This window comes from Pediococcus inopinatus (genome assembly GCF_002982135.1).
Taxonomy (GTDB): Bacteria; Bacillota; Bacilli; order Lactobacillales; family Lactobacillaceae; genus Pediococcus; species Pediococcus inopinatus.
This window is the reverse complement of record NZ_CP019981.1, coordinates 787,316-803,606: the sequence shown is the minus strand read 5'-3', so window position 1 is coordinate 803,606 and position 16,291 is coordinate 787,316. Positions and strand designations below refer to the sequence as shown.

General features: G+C 38.1%; 14 protein-coding genes and 1 other RNA gene. 1 reads left to right on the top strand and 14 read right to left on the bottom strand.

Features of this window, described 5'->3' with window-relative positions:
• Nucleotides 1-106: 106 nt before the first annotated feature.
• A complete protein-coding gene (gene rnjA, locus PI20285_RS04120; protein ID WP_057773001.1) occupies nucleotides 107-1,792 on the bottom strand; it encodes a ribonuclease J1 in 1,686 nt (561 codons plus the stop codon).
• Between the two features lie 235 nt (nucleotides 1,793-2,027).
• Nucleotides 2,028-2,891, bottom strand: coding sequence for a DegV family protein (locus PI20285_RS04115; RefSeq protein ID WP_057772999.1), 864 nt, complete (start codon nucleotides 2,889-2,891; stop codon nucleotides 2,028-2,030).
• 193 nt (nucleotides 2,892-3,084) lie between these two features.
• On the opposite strand from PI20285_RS04115, the gene PI20285_RS04110 reads away from it, so the two are divergent.
• Nucleotides 3,085-4,779 (top strand): NFACT RNA binding domain-containing protein, encoded by a 1,695-nt coding sequence (locus PI20285_RS04110; protein ID WP_057772997.1) that lies wholly within the window; start codon nucleotides 3,085-3,087, stop codon nucleotides 4,777-4,779.
• A gap of 40 nt (nucleotides 4,780-4,819) precedes the next feature.
• On the opposite strand, the gene PI20285_RS04105 is transcribed toward PI20285_RS04110, so the two are convergent.
• From PI20285_RS04105 to PI20285_RS04050, 12 genes are all read right to left on the bottom strand, one after another.
• Nucleotides 4,820-7,276 carry an ATP-binding protein gene (locus PI20285_RS04105; protein ID WP_057772996.1) on the bottom strand — a complete coding sequence of 819 codons (2,457 nt, stop codon included), beginning with the start codon at nucleotides 7,274-7,276 and terminating at the stop codon, nucleotides 4,820-4,822.
• A 1-nt stretch (nucleotide 7,277) separates the two neighbouring features.
• A complete protein-coding gene (locus PI20285_RS04100) occupies nucleotides 7,278-8,360 on the bottom strand; it encodes a carbamoyl phosphate synthase small subunit (RefSeq protein WP_057772994.1) in 1,083 nt (360 codons plus the stop codon).
• Nucleotides 8,361-8,379: 19 nt separating this feature from the next.
• Entirely contained in the window at nucleotides 8,380-8,916 is a 537-nt protein-coding gene (gene pyrR / locus PI20285_RS04095; RefSeq protein WP_057772992.1) for a bifunctional pyr operon transcriptional regulator/uracil phosphoribosyltransferase PyrR, read from the bottom strand.
• Nucleotides 8,917-9,040: 124 nt separating this feature from the next.
• A complete protein-coding gene (locus PI20285_RS04090) occupies nucleotides 9,041-9,952 on the bottom strand; it encodes an RluA family pseudouridine synthase (protein WP_057772990.1) in 912 nt (303 codons plus the stop codon).
• A gap of 1 nt (nucleotide 9,953) precedes the next feature.
• Nucleotides 9,954-10,430, bottom strand: a complete 477-nt coding sequence (lspA, locus tag PI20285_RS04085) for a signal peptidase II (protein ID WP_057772988.1) — start codon at nucleotides 10,428-10,430, stop codon at nucleotides 9,954-9,956.
• On the bottom strand, nucleotides 10,430-12,088 hold the full coding sequence (locus PI20285_RS04080) for a formate--tetrahydrofolate ligase (protein ID WP_057772986.1): 1,659 nt from the start codon (nucleotides 12,086-12,088) through the stop codon (nucleotides 10,430-10,432). Before PI20285_RS04080 ends, lspA begins: the two co-directional genes overlap by 1 nt.
• Before the next feature lie 4 nt (nucleotides 12,089-12,092).
• A complete protein-coding gene (locus PI20285_RS04075) occupies nucleotides 12,093-12,497 on the bottom strand; it encodes an EbsA family protein (protein ID WP_063697565.1) in 405 nt (134 codons plus the stop codon).
• Between the two features lie 8 nt (nucleotides 12,498-12,505).
• Nucleotides 12,506-13,624 (bottom strand): NAD(P)/FAD-dependent oxidoreductase, encoded by a 1,119-nt coding sequence (locus PI20285_RS04070; protein WP_158694971.1) that lies wholly within the window; start codon nucleotides 13,622-13,624, stop codon nucleotides 12,506-12,508.
• Entirely contained in the window at nucleotides 13,611-14,768 is a 1,158-nt protein-coding gene (locus PI20285_RS04065; RefSeq protein WP_057772980.1) for a THUMP domain-containing class I SAM-dependent RNA methyltransferase, read from the bottom strand. Before PI20285_RS04065 ends, PI20285_RS04070 begins: the two co-directional genes overlap by 14 nt.
• Nucleotides 14,769-14,848: 80 nt before the next feature.
• An RNA gene (gene rnpB, locus PI20285_RS04060) (RNase P RNA component class B) lies at nucleotides 14,849-15,223 on the bottom strand.
• Nucleotides 15,224-15,235: 12 nt separating this feature from the next.
• On the bottom strand, nucleotides 15,236-15,577 hold the full coding sequence (gene gpsB / locus PI20285_RS04055) for a cell division regulator GpsB (protein ID WP_057772978.1): 342 nt from the start codon (nucleotides 15,575-15,577) through the stop codon (nucleotides 15,236-15,238).
• A gap of 59 nt (nucleotides 15,578-15,636) precedes the next feature.
• A complete protein-coding gene (locus PI20285_RS04050) occupies nucleotides 15,637-16,206 on the bottom strand; it encodes an SLOG family protein (RefSeq protein WP_057772976.1) in 570 nt (189 codons plus the stop codon).
• Nucleotides 16,207-16,291 lie beyond the last annotated feature (85 nt).

Below are 16,291 nucleotides of genomic sequence, written 5' to 3'. Positions count from 1 at the left end.
TTGCCCCGCAACTTCGCCTGCGGGGTGGCTAACTTGTTCTTGCAATTTCCGTTTGAAGACTCTTACATTATCTCATAAATAAGTGAGTAAATTCAAAATCATTGATTTATTCAAAAATAAGCATAGGTACAATCATTGGGCTTCGTTCTGTTTTTTGATATAAGAACTCCTGCAAATCACCAATGATATTCTCGTTAAAGTCTTTCTCAGTTGGATGCGACTTTTCTTTCATTGTGTTTAACAGTGAACTAAACGCTGCTTTATTCGTATCATGAATTAATTCATTTGATTCTCGCATATAGATAAATCCTCTAGAGATTGTATCAGGACCAGCTGTAATGCGATGTTTTTTAATATTGATGGTTGCAACAGCAGTCACAACCCCTTCGCTAGCTAAAATTGTGCGATCGCTTAAAATTTGTGAGCTAACATTATCATTAATATCAGCATCGTTTAGATAAACATCACCGGCACTGAAGTGATCAGCAATTCGTGCACTATCTCTGGTTAAAGCCAAAACGTCACCATTTTTCATGATGAAGCAATTGTCTTCAGGAATCCCAGTTTGCTCAGCAAGCTTAGTATGAATCATCTGCATTCTAAATTCACCATGACAAGGCATGAAAAACTTTGGCTTGATTAAGCGTAACATCAATTTTTGATCTTCTTGACCACCATGACCTGAAGTATGGATATTATTTACTTTACCATGGATAACTGTAACGCCAGCTTCGTCTAATTTATTGATAAGGTTATTTACACTGACGGTATTTCCTGGAATTGGATTACTTGAGAAGACAACCGTATCGTCAGGTTGTAAACTAATTTGTCGATGCGTTCCATTAGCAATTCGGCTCAACGCTGCCATTGGTTCACCTTGTGAACCCGTGCACAAAATCATCAGCTTATTGGCTGGCAGATTATGCAATTCCTGAGCATCTACTAACGCTTCTTCTGGAATATTTAAATAGCCTAATTTCTGTCCAGCCTCAATAGCGTTCTCCATACTTCTTCCAAAAATGGCAATCTTTCTGCCTTGTTCTAATGCGGCTTCACAGGCTTCTCGTACTCGATACACGTTAGAAGCGAAAGTTGCAAAAATAATCCGCCCTTGAATTTCTGTAAAAATTCGTTTGATACTTTTCTCAACAAATCGTTCAGACTTTGTAAATGTTGGACGTTCTGCATTTGTACTATCAGACATCAAAAGTAAGGAATCTTTTCCACCAATTGCAGCCATTTTTTGGAAATTTGGAGATGGTAAATCACCAACCGGAGTTAAATCAAACTTAAAGTCACCCGTTTGTACAACTGTTCCTTGTGGTGTGTGAACTGCAATTCCCAAAGTATCTGGAATTGAATGAGTTGTTCTAAAAAACGAGACAGACAGTTTACGGAATTTTAAAACCGTATCTTCTTGCAGTTCATGTAATTCAGTCGTCCGTAATAAATTATGTTCTTTTAATTTTCCTTTAATTAATTCTGACGCAAATGGGCCAGCCCAAATTGGAACATTCAACTTTTGTAAAAAGAATGGAATTCCTCCGATATGATCTTCATGTCCGTGGGTAATCACCATTGCTTTGATTTTCTTTTGATTTTCAATCAGAAATTGATAGTCAGGAATAATATAATCGACACCTAATAACTCATCCTCCGGAAATTTGATCCCACAATCAATGATCACAATTTCATCTTGATACTGGACACAGTACATATTTTTACCGATTTCTCCCAAACCACCAATGGCATAAACTGCCACTTCATTATTCTTAACCTTTAATTTACGCATAAAAAACTCCTTCTTCTAATAAACACCAAAACGCTCCATTGCAGAGAGTCTTAGTATTTTGTGTTCCTAATAATTTTTTTCATGGCGATCAATACTCACCATTCCGATTGTATTAAATTAACCATATCACATTAGCCCTCAGTTCACAACAAAAGTACTAATCCTTTTCCACTAACTTTTTTTAATATTAAAAAAGATGGATCTGCCACCTTGTGTGACCTAACCATCTTCTTGCCTAATGTTTTGTATAGTCCCGTAACCATGCCAGCGCCAATGCTTTTTCCCCTAAATGAGTTCCAATCACCGGGCCAAAATAGCTGATATCAATTGGTAGATCTGGATATTTTGCTTGTAAACGCTCTTGCCACTTCAATGCCCCCGGTTCATCGTTTGCATGGATAATAATTGCTCGGATTGGATAATTAATCTCCGCCTTATTTTGAGCAAATAATTCCTCAACTCGTGCAAAAGCTTTTTTTGCTGAGCGAACCTTTTCAAAAGCCACAATTTCATGAGCATCATTGAAGGTCAAAATAGGTTTAATTTTAAGTAGTCCCCCAATAAAAGCTGAGGCGTTCGATAAGCGTCCCCCACGGACAAGATTCTGTAAATCATCTACAATAAAATATTCCCCAAATGTGGCGCGAAGTTCATTTAGATGCGTTAAAATATCTTCCGGAGATTGCTCTTCACGAGCCATTCTAGCAGCTTCTAACGCAAGTGTCCCCATTAATCGAACTGTTATCTCAGAATCATAAACATACACATTCAGGCCTTCAATTTCGTCTTTAATGGAATCAAGACTATTAACAAATCCTGAAATTGTACTTGCTAAATGAATACTAATAACATTTTCATACCCCTTGTCACGGAGGGTTTTATATAACTCAATCATTTTTCCCAATGGGGGTTGTGTAGTGCTTGGAAAAGATCCAGATGTCCGTAATTTTTGGTAGAACTCTTCAGTTGTAATATCTACTCCCTCATCATAGCTTTTACCGTCAATCACTACCGGGATCGGTACTACAGTAATGTGGTTATCTGCAATTTCTTTGTCTGTTAAGTAACAGGTACTATCCGTTACAATGGCCGTTTTCATTTATACACCAACTTCTGATTTTAAAATTAATATTTCAATAGTATCACAAATTCAAAAAAATTCAAAAACTCTTCAAACTTTCGTAAACAAATGCGCTTTCAGACTGATTCTCAAGCTTTCATTTATTACTTTCCCTTTTTAGACTGGTATACTAGATATTAACAGTTTATTCAAGAAGAAAGTAGGTCTAATTATGTCATTTGACGGTTCCTTTACACACGCCATGGTTCACGAATTAAATTCTTTGTTACAAAGTGGACGAATTACTAAAATCCATCAACCTTACGACAATGAAATTATTATTACTTTTAGAGCAAATCGAAAAAACTTTCCTGTTTTACTTTCCGCACACCCTAATTACGCCCGCGTACAGGTTACTCAAATTCCTTATGCGAATCCTGCTGTCCCAACAAATTTTACAATGATGCTGAGAAAATATTTAGACGGTGCCATTTTAAACTCCATCAAGCAGGTGGAAAATGACCGAATAATTAACTTTTCGTTTTCAAAAAGAAATGAACTTGGGGATATTGACGAATTGTTGCTTGCCGTTGAAATTATGGGACGTCGTAGCAATATTATCTTGCTCAACAATTCCACAAAGGTAATCATCGATACCATTAAACATATTAATGCCGATCAAAATCGTTATCGCTTGCTTTTGCCTGGAGCGACCTACCTTACCCCACCCAGTCAAGATAAAAAGAATCCTTTTAGCGACTCTAGTGAGGACTACAAGACTGATTTACAAAAGTTCCCTAACCAAGAAGTCCTTGCTGATGAACTGCGTAAAAATTATCAGGGATTGAATAAGGAAACTAGTTTAGAACTCGCAAATTATTTACATCAACATTCCTCAGAAAATGCGTTCACCGATTTTTTTGCTAAGTTTGAACATCCTGAACCAACAATGACTACACAAAAACAAAAAGCAATATTTACGGCCTTTCCGTATGCCACTTTGGAAGGACAAGTCAAACAGTTCGAATCGCTTAGTTCTCTACTGGACGCCTTTTATGTGGCCAAAGCTCAGCGAGACCGGGTTATTCAAAAAGCAGGCAACCTTGTTCGAGTAGTTAAAAATGATTTGAAAAAAAATAAAACCAAATTAAAGAAATTAAACCAAACCCTTGTGAACTCCGAACAAGCTGATACCTACAAAGTTAAAGGAGAGATTTTAACTACTTATCTTAATCAGGTAGATCGGGGTATGACTGAAATTACCCTACCTAATTTTTACGAAGAAAATCGGGACATTAAAATCTCCCTATCTAATCAGATCTCGCCATCTCAAAACGCCCAAAAATATTTCAAAAAGTATCAAAAAGCTAAAAATGCGGTGCATTATGTTTCTGAACAACTTGAGAAGACACATCAAGAAATTGACTATCTGGATAATATCATGACCCAAATCGAACTGGCTAATCCCCAAGATTTGGATGAAATCCGTGAAGAACTTGAAAAAGAAGGTTATTTAAAACCAAATCAAAAAAAGAAGAAGCAAAAACGGCTCCAAACTTCTAAACCAGAAACATTTCAGGCTACAGATGGTACTCAAATATCTGTTGGAAAAAACGACACCCAAAATGATCGGCTTACATTAAAAACTGCTAAAAAAACTGATATTTGGTTGCATACCCAAAAAATTCCCGGCTCTCATGTAATCATACACAGCTCGGATCCTTCAGAACAAACACTCTCAGAGGCGGCTAATCTGGCTGCTTACTTTTCAAAAGCCCAATTGTCTTCACATGTTCCGGTTGATTATGTACCGGTTAAACGCGTTCATAAACCAAATGGCGCCAAACCAGGATTAGTAATATACGAAGGTCAAAATACCATTTTGGTAGATCCTGACGAAAATATCGTGAATAAATTACGTAAATAAATTAAAAACACCACTCCATTTTTCGGAAGTGGTGTTTTTCTTAAATTTTAGTAATTTTTGCCCCAATTGCCAATGAAAACGGCGGATTCTGCGGTTTTTCAATCTGCAATTGTTCATAAGGAAAAATATGATCTAACTTAAGTTGTCCCTCACCTACTGGAGGTTCAACTTTTTTCGAATTTTCGGTTTGGCCAAGCATCATTTTCACAACATCTTCCACTAAATCATAATTTAAAGCAACCGTCATGAAGGGAATATCTTGAATTGCGAGGGGAATCGTCCCTGTAACAATCAAATGGCTTCCCTCTTGCTTAAACATAATCTGGTAAATACCATCCGTTTGCTTTCGTAATTCGCTTTGAGAAATACGCTTAATTTTATTCGAGATTTCAGGATCAGCTTGAGAAGGAAAACGTAAGCTGGCATCACTGGCCGTTTGAAAACAACCTAAATTACGTTCATTATCACCTGACTTTTCGCCTACTACTAAGTAATGTGAATCAACATTTTCAGCTCTTGAAGTTCTTGAAAGAGGCAACTGAGTGATGTTTACACCGGCCTTACTCAGATCAGTCACAATCTGCCATTTTCCTTGAGCAATCACAAAATCTGGTTGCTCACTATTAATAATATTCAGACAGTTTTCAACAGTCAGAGGCTCTAAGTAAAGTTTATCAGCTAACCGCGGTAAAATCGAAATAGCTCCTGGATTATTATTAATTAAAATAGTTTCGTATCCCAACTTTTGACAAGTTTGAATTGTATGAACGGTGACGTAATCTGCGGCAGCGTTAGTTCCAACCTGATTATTTGCGGTGCCTAAAATAAATACTTTTGGTCGTTCGCTTATTTGCGCCTCATTTTCAGTTTCAAACGTCGTATAATAACTCCGATTATTGTATGGAAATTCCCCGGCTGTGGGTTCAATTCCCTTAAACGTTGGTTCAATCTGATTGGCATGTCGGAATTCACGAACTTTCTTGTTAGAACATTTCCATAATCGCGCAATTTGTGAATCACCATATCCATAATATTTTGCATTTTGTAAAATTGCAATGTCAAAAGGATTTTTGCGAAGATCCTTTTCAATTTGAACAATATGAATGAGTTTGTAAAAATAAAAAGCATCTATTTTAGTTAGTTCGGCTAGTTCCTCCACCTGATAGCCCCTTCGAATTGCCTCAAGTAAATAAAATACCTCACCAGCAGTCGGATGAACCAGCACGTTAATCAATTGGCCTTCATTCAGTCGCGACTCATCCAATGCAGCTTGTTCTGAAGTGGTTGCTGAATCAACTGATCTGATGGATTTTAGAAGCGTTTCTTCAGTACTTCGTCCAAATGCGATGACCGCACCTGTAGATTTCATTCTCGTGTTTAGTTCTTGATTTGCATTAGCAAAACTAGCAAAAGAAAACGTTGGAAATCTCACTGCAACATGGTCAAGAGTCGGTTCAATTAGCGCCAATGAATCGTGTTGCTTTAAACCAGGAATTTTAATATTTCTAAGGTTTCTCCCAAAACTAATTTGGGTGCAAACTAAAGCGACTGGATACCCCGTAGAGCGAGCAGCAAAAGCCGTCGTTCGATCAAAATATGGATTCACACGGGTCACAAAGTAGTTCCCCGTAGATGTATTTAATGCAAATTGAATGTGGCAGATACCGCGAATTTTAAACTCTTGAACAATACGCAAAGCCGAAGTTCGAATGGCTTGAAACTCTTGGTCTGTAAGTGTCTGTGTAGGTGTGAATACTACTGAATCACCCGCATGAACACCGACTGGATTAAAGTCTTCTGCTGCACATACCAGCATTCGTGTGTTTTCGTTATCTCTTATAAGCGTCATTTCTATTTCTTTAAAGCCCACAATACTTTTTTCAACAGCCACTTGATGGGTCGTTGAAATTCGGAACGCGGAGGCCAACATTTGTCGAAGTTGATGTTCATTTTCGCAACGCATTCGATTAGAACTGCTAATTGCAGCAATTGGCTTCACAATCACTGGATATCCAATTCGATGAACGAATTTTAAAACTTTATCAGTATCGTTCAAAATATTAGTTGGAATGTAAGGTTCATGAATATTTTTTAAAACTCGATTAAGTGATTCAGGATTTTGTGTGTTTGCGATCGTCCGTAAACTAACGCCTAACAATCGGACATTTAATTGGTCAAAAATACCAGCTTCATCAAGTTGATGTAGCACTTGAAAAACTGGAGCACCACCAAGGGTTGGAATAATTGCATCAAACTCATATTTTCTGAGAATTGCAATTAACGCGTTAGCATCCAAATCACTCACTAAAAAGTGCGCAATATCTAAATAGTCCCCAATAATTGAATTAGCATTATTAGTGACAAAAGTAACGTCTTTTCCTACTTGATGAAGCTCTTCAATCGTTTGTAATGTTGCTGCTTCAAGCTCTGTATCAACACCAATAACATTCGGTCCTGAACCAATAATTAAAATTTTTTGTAATTTTGTTCGTGCCATTTTACCGCTCCATTCGAGTAGTCATTACATCGACAAATTCGTCAAATAGTTCTGTGGCCTCTAAAGGGCCTGGAGCACCATCTGGGAAAAACTGGACACTAAACGCTGGAAAATCTCGGTGTCGCAATCCTTGAACAGATTGATCAACTAAATCGACATGCGTAATTAACATTTTGTCTCGATCAATTGAATCGCGTTCCACAGTATACCCTTGGCCTTGCGATGCATAAAAAATTTCATCTGTAATAATTGACAGGATGGGATGATTATCACCGTGGTGCTCAAATTGAAGAGGTTTAACGTGTGCGCCATTCGCTATAGCAAACAACTCATGTCCCAATCCAATCGCAAACAATGGCACTCGTTGTTCAACCTCTGCAATCATCATCGTTAATGTTTCAGGAAGATCAGTTGGGCTCCCAGGACCCGTTGACAAAATTACCCCATCTGGATCTAAATCAAAGATTTGCTCTGCTGTACAGGTATATGGCAATACTGTCACATTACAATTTCGTTGACTAAGCTGTCGCAAAATACCATGCTTGAGCCCCAAATCAACCACCACCACATTTAGCCCCGTCCCCGGATTAGGATAGGCCTTAGGCGTTGATACTTGATTTACTTGTTGGTTTGTCAGCACAATGGCATTTAACTGATCAAAGGCATGTGCTAAATCTTTAACAGGATCAACAATACTACCTTTAATTGTCCCCTTTGCACGTAATTTGTGAACTAAAGCCCGGGTATCTATTCCACTAATTCCAGGAATGTTTTGAATTTTTAAAAATTCATCCAAAGATAGTCGTCGTTGACGATTGGTTGAAACATCCGCAACATCACGAACAATCACCCCTTTACAGGTGGGCTCAATTGATTCGTAACTCGCGCGATCAACACCATAACCACCAATTGACGGTTGTGAAAACACAATAATTTGGTTATGGTAAATTTGATTTGTAATAATCTGTTGATAGCCGGTAGCACTGGTATTAAATACGACTTCACCAAATGTAGTCGCTGGTGATCCAAAAGCTTTCCCGCGATACACACTACCATCGTCTAAGATTAAATATCTATCCCCCACAAGCTTTCACCTCAATTAACTATTTGCCGTTAACAATTCTTACAGAATCTTCTTCATCAATTTCTGAAACAAAAACTTCAATTTTTTCATTTTGGGCTGTTGGAATATTTTTTCCAACAAAATCTGCTCGAATTGGTAATTCTCGATGGCCGCGATCTACTAGGATAGCCAGATTAATCCGTTTTGGTCGGCCAATATCCATAATTGCGTCCATTGCTGCTCGAATTGTCCGTCCAGTATATAATACGTCATCTACCAAAATAACTTTTTTTCCTTCTAAACTAAATTCAAAATGTGGTTTTCCAGGAAGCTTGGGATCATTATCCAATTGATGAATATCATCTCGATATGCAGTAACATTTAGTTCTCCAACTGGTACTTCAACATTTTCAAGTTGCTTTAGTCTTTCAGCAATTCGTTGAGCCAAAAAAACTCCCCGTGTTTTGATGCCAATAATAACGATATCTTCCACACCGCGATTTCGTTCGATAATTTCATATGTAATACGGGTTAAAGCCCGCTTCATTGCCATCGCGTCCATAATTTCTTTTTCCAAAATAACACCCTTCCTTTCTAAAATAAAGGCGAACCAAATTTACATTTGCTTCGCATATCCACATGAAGAGATCCTCTTCTATTAATCTCATCACAGTTCTCAGTTCACTAATTACGCATTAACTTTAACCATGTTCAGTTTGCGTGTCAAGCCGTTCCAGTGTCTTCTTAAAAATGGCTGGTAGTGGAGCCTCAAACTCTAAATATTTATTTGTTGTTGGTTGCCTGAATCCCAAAACACTGGCATGTAAAAATTGTCCTTTGCCCTTTAATGTTTTTCGAGGTCCATAAAGTGGATCTCCTGCCACTGGATGACCAATATACTTTAAGTGAACACGAATTTGATGAGTTCTACCAGTCTCTAACTGGCATTGAATTAAGGTGTACTCACCATATCGTTTCAAAACTTTAAAATGGGTTACCGCTGGGCGTCCATCAGCAACAATGGCCTGCTTTTTCCGATCCTTTGGTGAGCGCCCGATTGGTGCATCAATTTTTCCCTCATCTTCTTTGATGTTTCCATGAACCAGCGCAATATAAAGCCTGGTATTCGTTTTAGCCTTTAATTGAGCCGACAAACTTTGCTGTGCGTGATCATTTTTGGCCACCATCAACAATCCCGAAGTATCTTTATCAATTCGATGAACAATTCCCGGCCGAAATTCTCCGTTAATTGTGGCTAATGGGCTGTGAAACAAAAGTGCATTTACCAGTGTATGGTTAGGATGGCCTGCCGCGGGATGGACAACCATTCCTTGAGGCTTGTTGACCACAATAACATCTTCATCTTCGTAAACAATATCTAACGGAATGTCCTCTGGCTCTAATGCAATTGGTTGTGTTTCCAAATCTTGAACTTCGATTCGATCACCTGATTTTACCTGATACTTATTTTTGACCGATTCTCCATTAACCAAAATACGCTCTTCCTTGATTAAGGATTGTATATGAGATCTGGTTAAATCTGGAAAAGCCTCTGCAAGCACCTTATCAATTCTTCCTTGCTGATCTTGAATCGTAAGTTCATGAGTTAACATATTAGCCCTCCAATTGGTCCTCTTTAATTATTGCTACAAAAAGTAAAATAACACCGATTGTTAATGATAAGTCAGCCACATTAAAGATTGGGAAATTAATAAAATCAATCTGAAACATGTCCACTACGTATTTCAATCTAACTCTGTCGACAAAATTGCCAAACGCCCCAGCAATCATAAAACTCAAGCTAATTTGATAAAGCCAATGTCCTCGAGTTTGATACAAAAAATAAATTAAAACACCCAAAGCTACAATCGTTATTAAATAGAAGAAAGTTGTTTTTCCTTGTAAAATACTCCAGGCTGCTCCATCATTTCTAAGGTTTGTTAGAGACAGAATTCCCGGAATAAATTGATGAACCTCATTCAACCCAACGTGCAAAGTTGTCCAAAGTTTCACAAATTGGTCTATAACAATCATGCCTACGATGATTAAAATATCGACAATAAACAGTATTCTACGTCTTTGCTTCACCATTAAAATAACCCGCTAATCTTTCCGTCATCACTAATGTCAATATTCAAGGCAGCCGGACGTTTTGGTAATCCTGGCATAGTTAGCACATTTCCCGTCATTGCTACAATAAATCCAGCGCCTAATTTAGGAATGAATTCCTTAACATGAATTGTAAAATCATGTGGTTCACCTAACTTCTTAGGATCGTCTGATAAAGAATATTGCGTTTTAGCCATACATACAGGTAACTTATCCCAGCCATTTTGTTTGAATCGTTTCATTTGATTTAGTGCTTTTTTAGAATATTCAACATGCTTGCCACCGTAAATTTTAGTCACTATTGTTTGAATTTTTTCGGTTAAGTCGGTATCTGCCGAATAAAGTGGCTTGAAAGTAGCCGGTTTTTCAACTGTTTCCACCACAGTTTGAGCTAAGTCTAACGCGCCATCTCCGCCTTTTGCCCATACATCCGTGTCTAACGCTTGAACGCCAAAGTCATCACAAACTTCTTTTACATAATTAATTTCACGATCAGTATCTTGGGTGTAACGATTAATTGCTACCACAACCGGAACACCATATTGAGCCATACTTTTAATATGATGCGTTAAATTAACCACACCCTTTTTAAGGGCACTTAAATTTTCTGTATCAAGTTCCTGCAAAGCTTGACCGCCATTTAGCTTTAATGCCTTAACAGTTGCTACTATGACGATGGTATCGGGATGCTTTCCCAAAACTGGTACTTTGATATCAAGAAACTTTTCTGCACCAAGATCGGCCCCAAAACCAGCCTCAGTAACTGTATAGTCGGCCAAACTCATGGCGGTTCTTGTTGCCAGCACACTGTTACATCCATGGGCAATATTTGCAAACGGCCCCCCATGCACAATTGCAGGTGTGTGGGCAAGAGTTTGCACCAAATTAGGTTTGATTGCATCTTTCAATAATGTTGCAATCGCTCCACCAACTTGTAGATCTTGAACAGTAATGGGGTTCCGGTCTGTCGTATAACCAATGACAATCCGGTTAATGCGAGCTTTTAAATCGTGCAAACTTTTAGACAAACACAAAATTGCCATTAACTCACTAGCCACTGTAATGTCGAAACCGTCTTCACGAGGAACCCCTTGAACGGGTCCACCAAGACCAATTACGATATTTCTTAAGGCCCGATCATTAATATCTAAAACCCGTTTCCAAACAATTCGCCGTTGATCAATTCCCAAAGCATTACCCTGTTGCATATGATTATCAATCAAGGCTGCTAGAGTATTATTGGCAGTTGTTAAGGCATGCATATCGCCTGTAAAGTGTAGGTTAATATCTTCCATAGGAACAACTTGTGCATATCCGCCCCCAGTTGCCCCGCCTTTCATACCCATCACTGGGCCTAAAGAAGGTTCGCGTAATGCGATCATGGCATTCTTATTTAATTTTCGCAAAGCGTCACCTAAACCAACTGTAACCGTAGATTTTCCTTCTCCGGCCGGAGTTGGATTAATCGATGTAACTAGAATCAATTTTTCTTTTGTCGATTTGGTTGCTTTTAAAGGCAATGTAATTTTGGCTTTATATGATCCATACATCTCAATGTCATCTTCACTTAACCCAACTTGAGCAGCGACACGCCCGATTTTATCCATTTTGGTGTTTTGTGCAATTTCAATATCTGTCATTTATCTACCTCATAAGTTCTTGTTGACTTTTATTAATTATTTGAAGGATTGCTTTTCTTTGTTTTTTCGTCAGATAAAAGCGACGAGTTCCTGAGTTGTATATAAATTCGATTCCAATTTTGGTTTCTCGTATGGAACTTAAAGCATCAATATTAATAACCAACCAATTTTTTTGCAGTGTTCGATTAATGATGAGTTGCTTATTTTGTATAAAAATGGTTCGAGTTAAAGTTTGAACTAAAATTACCACAATGAACAAGACAAAGAATAGGGCCGTGATCCAATTAAAATGTGTCACTTCAAGCCAAAAAATCACTCCCATGATTAGAATCAAGAGTGTCCACGACCATGATGAAATACTTGCCAAAAAAGCTGGTTGATAATAAAAGCGAGATTTAGATGATTCCATATTGCTCACTATCCTTTCTCATGAACGTAATTTGAAATTTCTTTTTCATAATTCGAGAACAAATGAGGTGATTCTAATAAAGAAACCATCAGTTTAGCAATTAGAGGACCAGTGGTTAAACCTGACGATCCTAATCCAGATGCAACGAGGATGTGCTGACTATTTGCCAGCCACCCAAAAAATGGCGCAAAATCGTCTGTAAAAGCCCGCATACCAACTCTAGTGCCAACCAGGTCCTTCTCCTTTAAATTATTATCGATTCGCATGGCACTTGTTAATAATTCATGTAATGCAGCCTCAGTAAAATCCGTTTTATTCTCTGGATTATTTTCATGTGTAGCACCAATAATTAATTTACCATGTCCAAGTGGCATGAAATCTTTTTCTCCTTCTGGCATGAGGACTGGTGCAGATATGTCAGTTGGATATTTTGGAACAGCCAATTCAATCAGTTGTCCTTTTTGAGGGTGTACAAGAACTTCATAATTTAATGAATCAAGTAACTCATTAATTCCAGGTCCGGCACAAACAAAAATATAATCGAAGGTTTTTTCCTTTTCATCCATTAAAACCGTTTGTTCATTAACAAGTTTCACTTGGTTATTTATAACTTTTAAACCATGTTTTTCACCGAGCTTTAGTAAATGGCTAACAAACCGATCACCATCAATGCGCGCACCACCACTTATAAAGATGTCTTCAAGGTCAGCTGTTACAAGGGGCAAAAGATGACGAATATTTTCAGCGTTCACCCGCTTGATTTCTCCCATCTCAGGAGCTGACTCTCGCCTTTTTAGCGCAAGCTGTTCTAGCTCGTCTACATCAGCTGGTTGTTTTCGAGTTACGATGGTACCTGACTTTAAATACGTATCAGGTTCCATTTGTGTTTCCTCAGCTAATTCAGAAATGTAGGCAGCACCATCTTTTGCTAAAGCGTACCACTGACGATTACGGCGTTTGGATAACCAAGGAGATATAATTCCGGCCGCAGCTTTGGTTGCCTGGTACTCACCAGAATCATACAAGGTTACCGCATATTTAGATTCTTTACTTAATAAATAAGCCGCAGTGGCGCCAACAATTCCGCCACCTATAATCGCAACTTTTTTCATTTTACTTTTTTTCACGCTTTCCGTCATGGTGCCAAATTGGTTTTCCCCAATACTGGAATAAATCCGTTCTTAAGGCACCATTATACAGTTTTCGCCGCTTCGTTGAACGAGATCCATAGAATTGTTCGAATTCTAAATCACTAGTTAAGATGTATTTACTCCAAGTTGAAAGTGGTTTATATGTTTGACCCATCTCCCGATACAATTTACGAACACTTTGTTGATCACTCAAACGTTGTCCATAAGGAGGGTTGGCCACTATAACGCCATTCAACTTGTCAGTCTTAAAATCTTTTACAGCTAACTGTTTAAAGGAAACAACATCTCCCAAACCAGCCTCAATGGCATTTTTCTTAGCAATATCTACCATATTTTGATCGATATCATAGCCTGTAATATCGAGTTTAGCATCATAATCAGCTTTTTCATCTGCTTCATCACGTAATTGTTCACTGACACTTGCAGGAACCCAATCCCATTTTTCGAAAATGAAATTACGATTAAATCCTGGTGCTATATTTTGACCAATAAGTGCGGCCTCAATGGCAATTGTTCCTGAACCGCAGACAGGATCAACAAATGGCATGTCTGATTTCCAACTGGTCAGCATAACTAAAGCTGCTGCCATGTTTTCTTTCATTGGTGCGCCACCCTTACCAATCCGGTAACCCCTTTTAAATAGGCTGTCACCAGTGGTATCGAGGGTTAGCTGTACCTGGTCCTTGTTAATCGCAACTTCAAGAGGATACACTGCCCCTGTCTCAGGCAAACGGGTTCTTCGATGATAAGTCTCTGAAAGTTGATTAACGATCGCCTTTTTTACAATTGCCTGTGCATCTGGCACACTGTGCAATTGTGAATTTCTAGAACGACCTTCAACTGGAAAACTCGCATCAATGGGCAATAATTTATCCCAGCTAACTTTTTTTGTGAGTTCAAATAGATCATCAAACGTCTTCGCTTCAAATTCACTCACAATAATCTTTACACGATCCGCTGTTCTTAACCACAGATTTGTGCGCAAAATATCCTCAATTGTCCCTTCAAAACGAACTCGTCCGTTCTCAACTTGAACGTCATATCCTAAATCGCGTAGTTCTCTACCGACCAACGCTTCAATCCCACTTGCACATGTTGCCATTAATTCAAATTTTTGCATATTTTCACCTTTTATATTTTTAATCTAAAAAAAACTAGGATAAAAGCGAACTTCTACCCTAGTCTCCCTGAAATGTAAATCTCTATAAGCCATGTTTTGTCCAAAATGAATTTTCAGGTGCAATTCAAATTTGGGTAATCATCTATCTCCAAGCGTTAACGCTTGCCCCCACATTTAGTTCAATTCCAGATGTGAAGCGCCCCTACCAATGTTTGGGTTGCCCGCTCGTGGGGTTTACCGCGTTCCATCAATATGATTTCTCACATTGCAACGTTTCTGTGGCACCTTAGGGAACATGAGAGCATAGCCGAAACCTTAGCTCTGTATTCCGCCGTTATCTCATACGAGATACCTCAGCTTATTTTTTCACCGAGCGCGAACACTACAAGCATCTCAGCTTGTGCGGGCATGGACTTTCCTCAGCCTGCATAAGCAGACCGCAATTACCCGAGATTTACAAATTGTAATTAAATTCGATGTGATTCGTTTTCCCCATTATCAAGCTGGGAACCAAACACACGACGTTCTAAATTCGAAAGACGTTTTAGAATATCCATGTTAGTCGCATTGCTAACTGGTTGTACGCTAGAAGTTGTTTTACCAACTGAAACTTGTTTTGTTAATTCATCAATCTTATCGCGTAATCTTTCATTCTCATCCTTTAACTGTTGGATGTTTTTCTGAAAGCTCTCATAATCCTTGATGACGTTATCTAAATAAGTATCAACATCTGCTGGATCGTAGCCACGCATCTTAGGTTTAAATTCTTTTTGCAAAATATCTTTTGGAGTAAGATTTAAGTTATCCATATTTAACACCTCATAATTATTGTAATCTCCGCGTAACACGTATTCCATTGTATCAGACTTTAATCTAAATTAAAACTATTGTTCTGACTTTCTTCATATTCATTTGCGGCATTCTGGAGATCATCGAAATCAATCAGCTCTAATGGATAAGGATGATTCTCTTGCCATTTCTGAATAACTTCGTAATCATATTTACTTTTTCCTGGATGCTCAGGGTCATAAAGGAGGATCGCCTGATCAGTATGGGTTAACATAAAATGCTGATACGTCCGTAACTGCCGTGGTGACTGGTATGGAGAATGGCTCACACTGTCTGTAAAGTCAGCTTTTGTTAAGATTCCAGAAAGTTTTGCTTGATTGTTTTCATTCCATTGATTCCCAAACTCGGTAAATGGCAACATCACTGCTATTTTAAATTCAGGATAAGTTGGTTTTAGCTGGGCCCCTGCTTCAATAGCCCACTGTTCAACGCCTAATTGAGCTCCGGTAATTAACCAAGTAGCACCAGATTCGATTTGATTTTTTAATAACTGTTTTAAAACAAGTGTGATTATTTTTAATTTTGGATCATCATCCTTAAAAATTTCTAATTCATAGTTACGATATCCGGTAATCCATATGCGACTCATATTGAATCCTCCAAATTTTAAGAATATATTTCAAACGGTTTTGTCTTTACATCTATAGTATAATATAGAAAATAGGAAGTGATGC

Bases quoted from the DNA above. Each gene is read 5' to 3' on its own strand.
- PI20285_RS04115 (WP_057772999.1), bottom strand. From the start codon at position 2,891: ATGAAAACGGCCATTGTAACGGATAGTACCTGTTACTTAACAGACAAA.
- PI20285_RS04050 (WP_057772976.1), bottom strand. From the start codon at position 16,206: ATGAGTCGCATATGGATTACCGGATATCGTAACTATGAATTAGAAATT.
- PI20285_RS04105 (WP_057772996.1), bottom strand. From the start codon at position 7,276: ATGGCACGAACAAAATTACAAAAAATTTTAATTATTGGTTCAGGACCG.
- PI20285_RS04075 (WP_063697565.1), bottom strand. From the start codon at position 12,497: ATGGAATCATCTAAATCTCGCTTTTATTATCAACCAGCTTTTTTGGCA.
- PI20285_RS04065 (WP_057772980.1), bottom strand. From the start codon at position 14,768: ATGCAAAAATTTGAATTAATGGCAACATGTGCAAGTGGGATTGAAGCG.
- lspA (WP_057772988.1), bottom strand. From the start codon at position 10,430: ATGGTGAAGCAAAGACGTAGAATACTGTTTATTGTCGATATTTTAATC.
- gpsB (WP_057772978.1), bottom strand. From the start codon at position 15,577: ATGGATAACTTAAATCTTACTCCAAAAGATATTTTGCAAAAAGAATTT.
- PI20285_RS04080 (WP_057772986.1), bottom strand. From the start codon at position 12,088: ATGACAGATATTGAAATTGCACAAAACACCAAAATGGATAAAATCGGG.
- rnjA (WP_057773001.1), bottom strand. From the start codon at position 1,792: ATGCGTAAATTAAAGGTTAAGAATAATGAAGTGGCAGTTTATGCCATT.
- PI20285_RS04090 (WP_057772990.1), bottom strand. From the start codon at position 9,952: ATGTTAACTCATGAACTTACGATTCAAGATCAGCAAGGAAGAATTGAT.
- PI20285_RS04110 (WP_057772997.1), top strand. From the start codon at position 3,085: ATGTCATTTGACGGTTCCTTTACACACGCCATGGTTCACGAATTAAAT.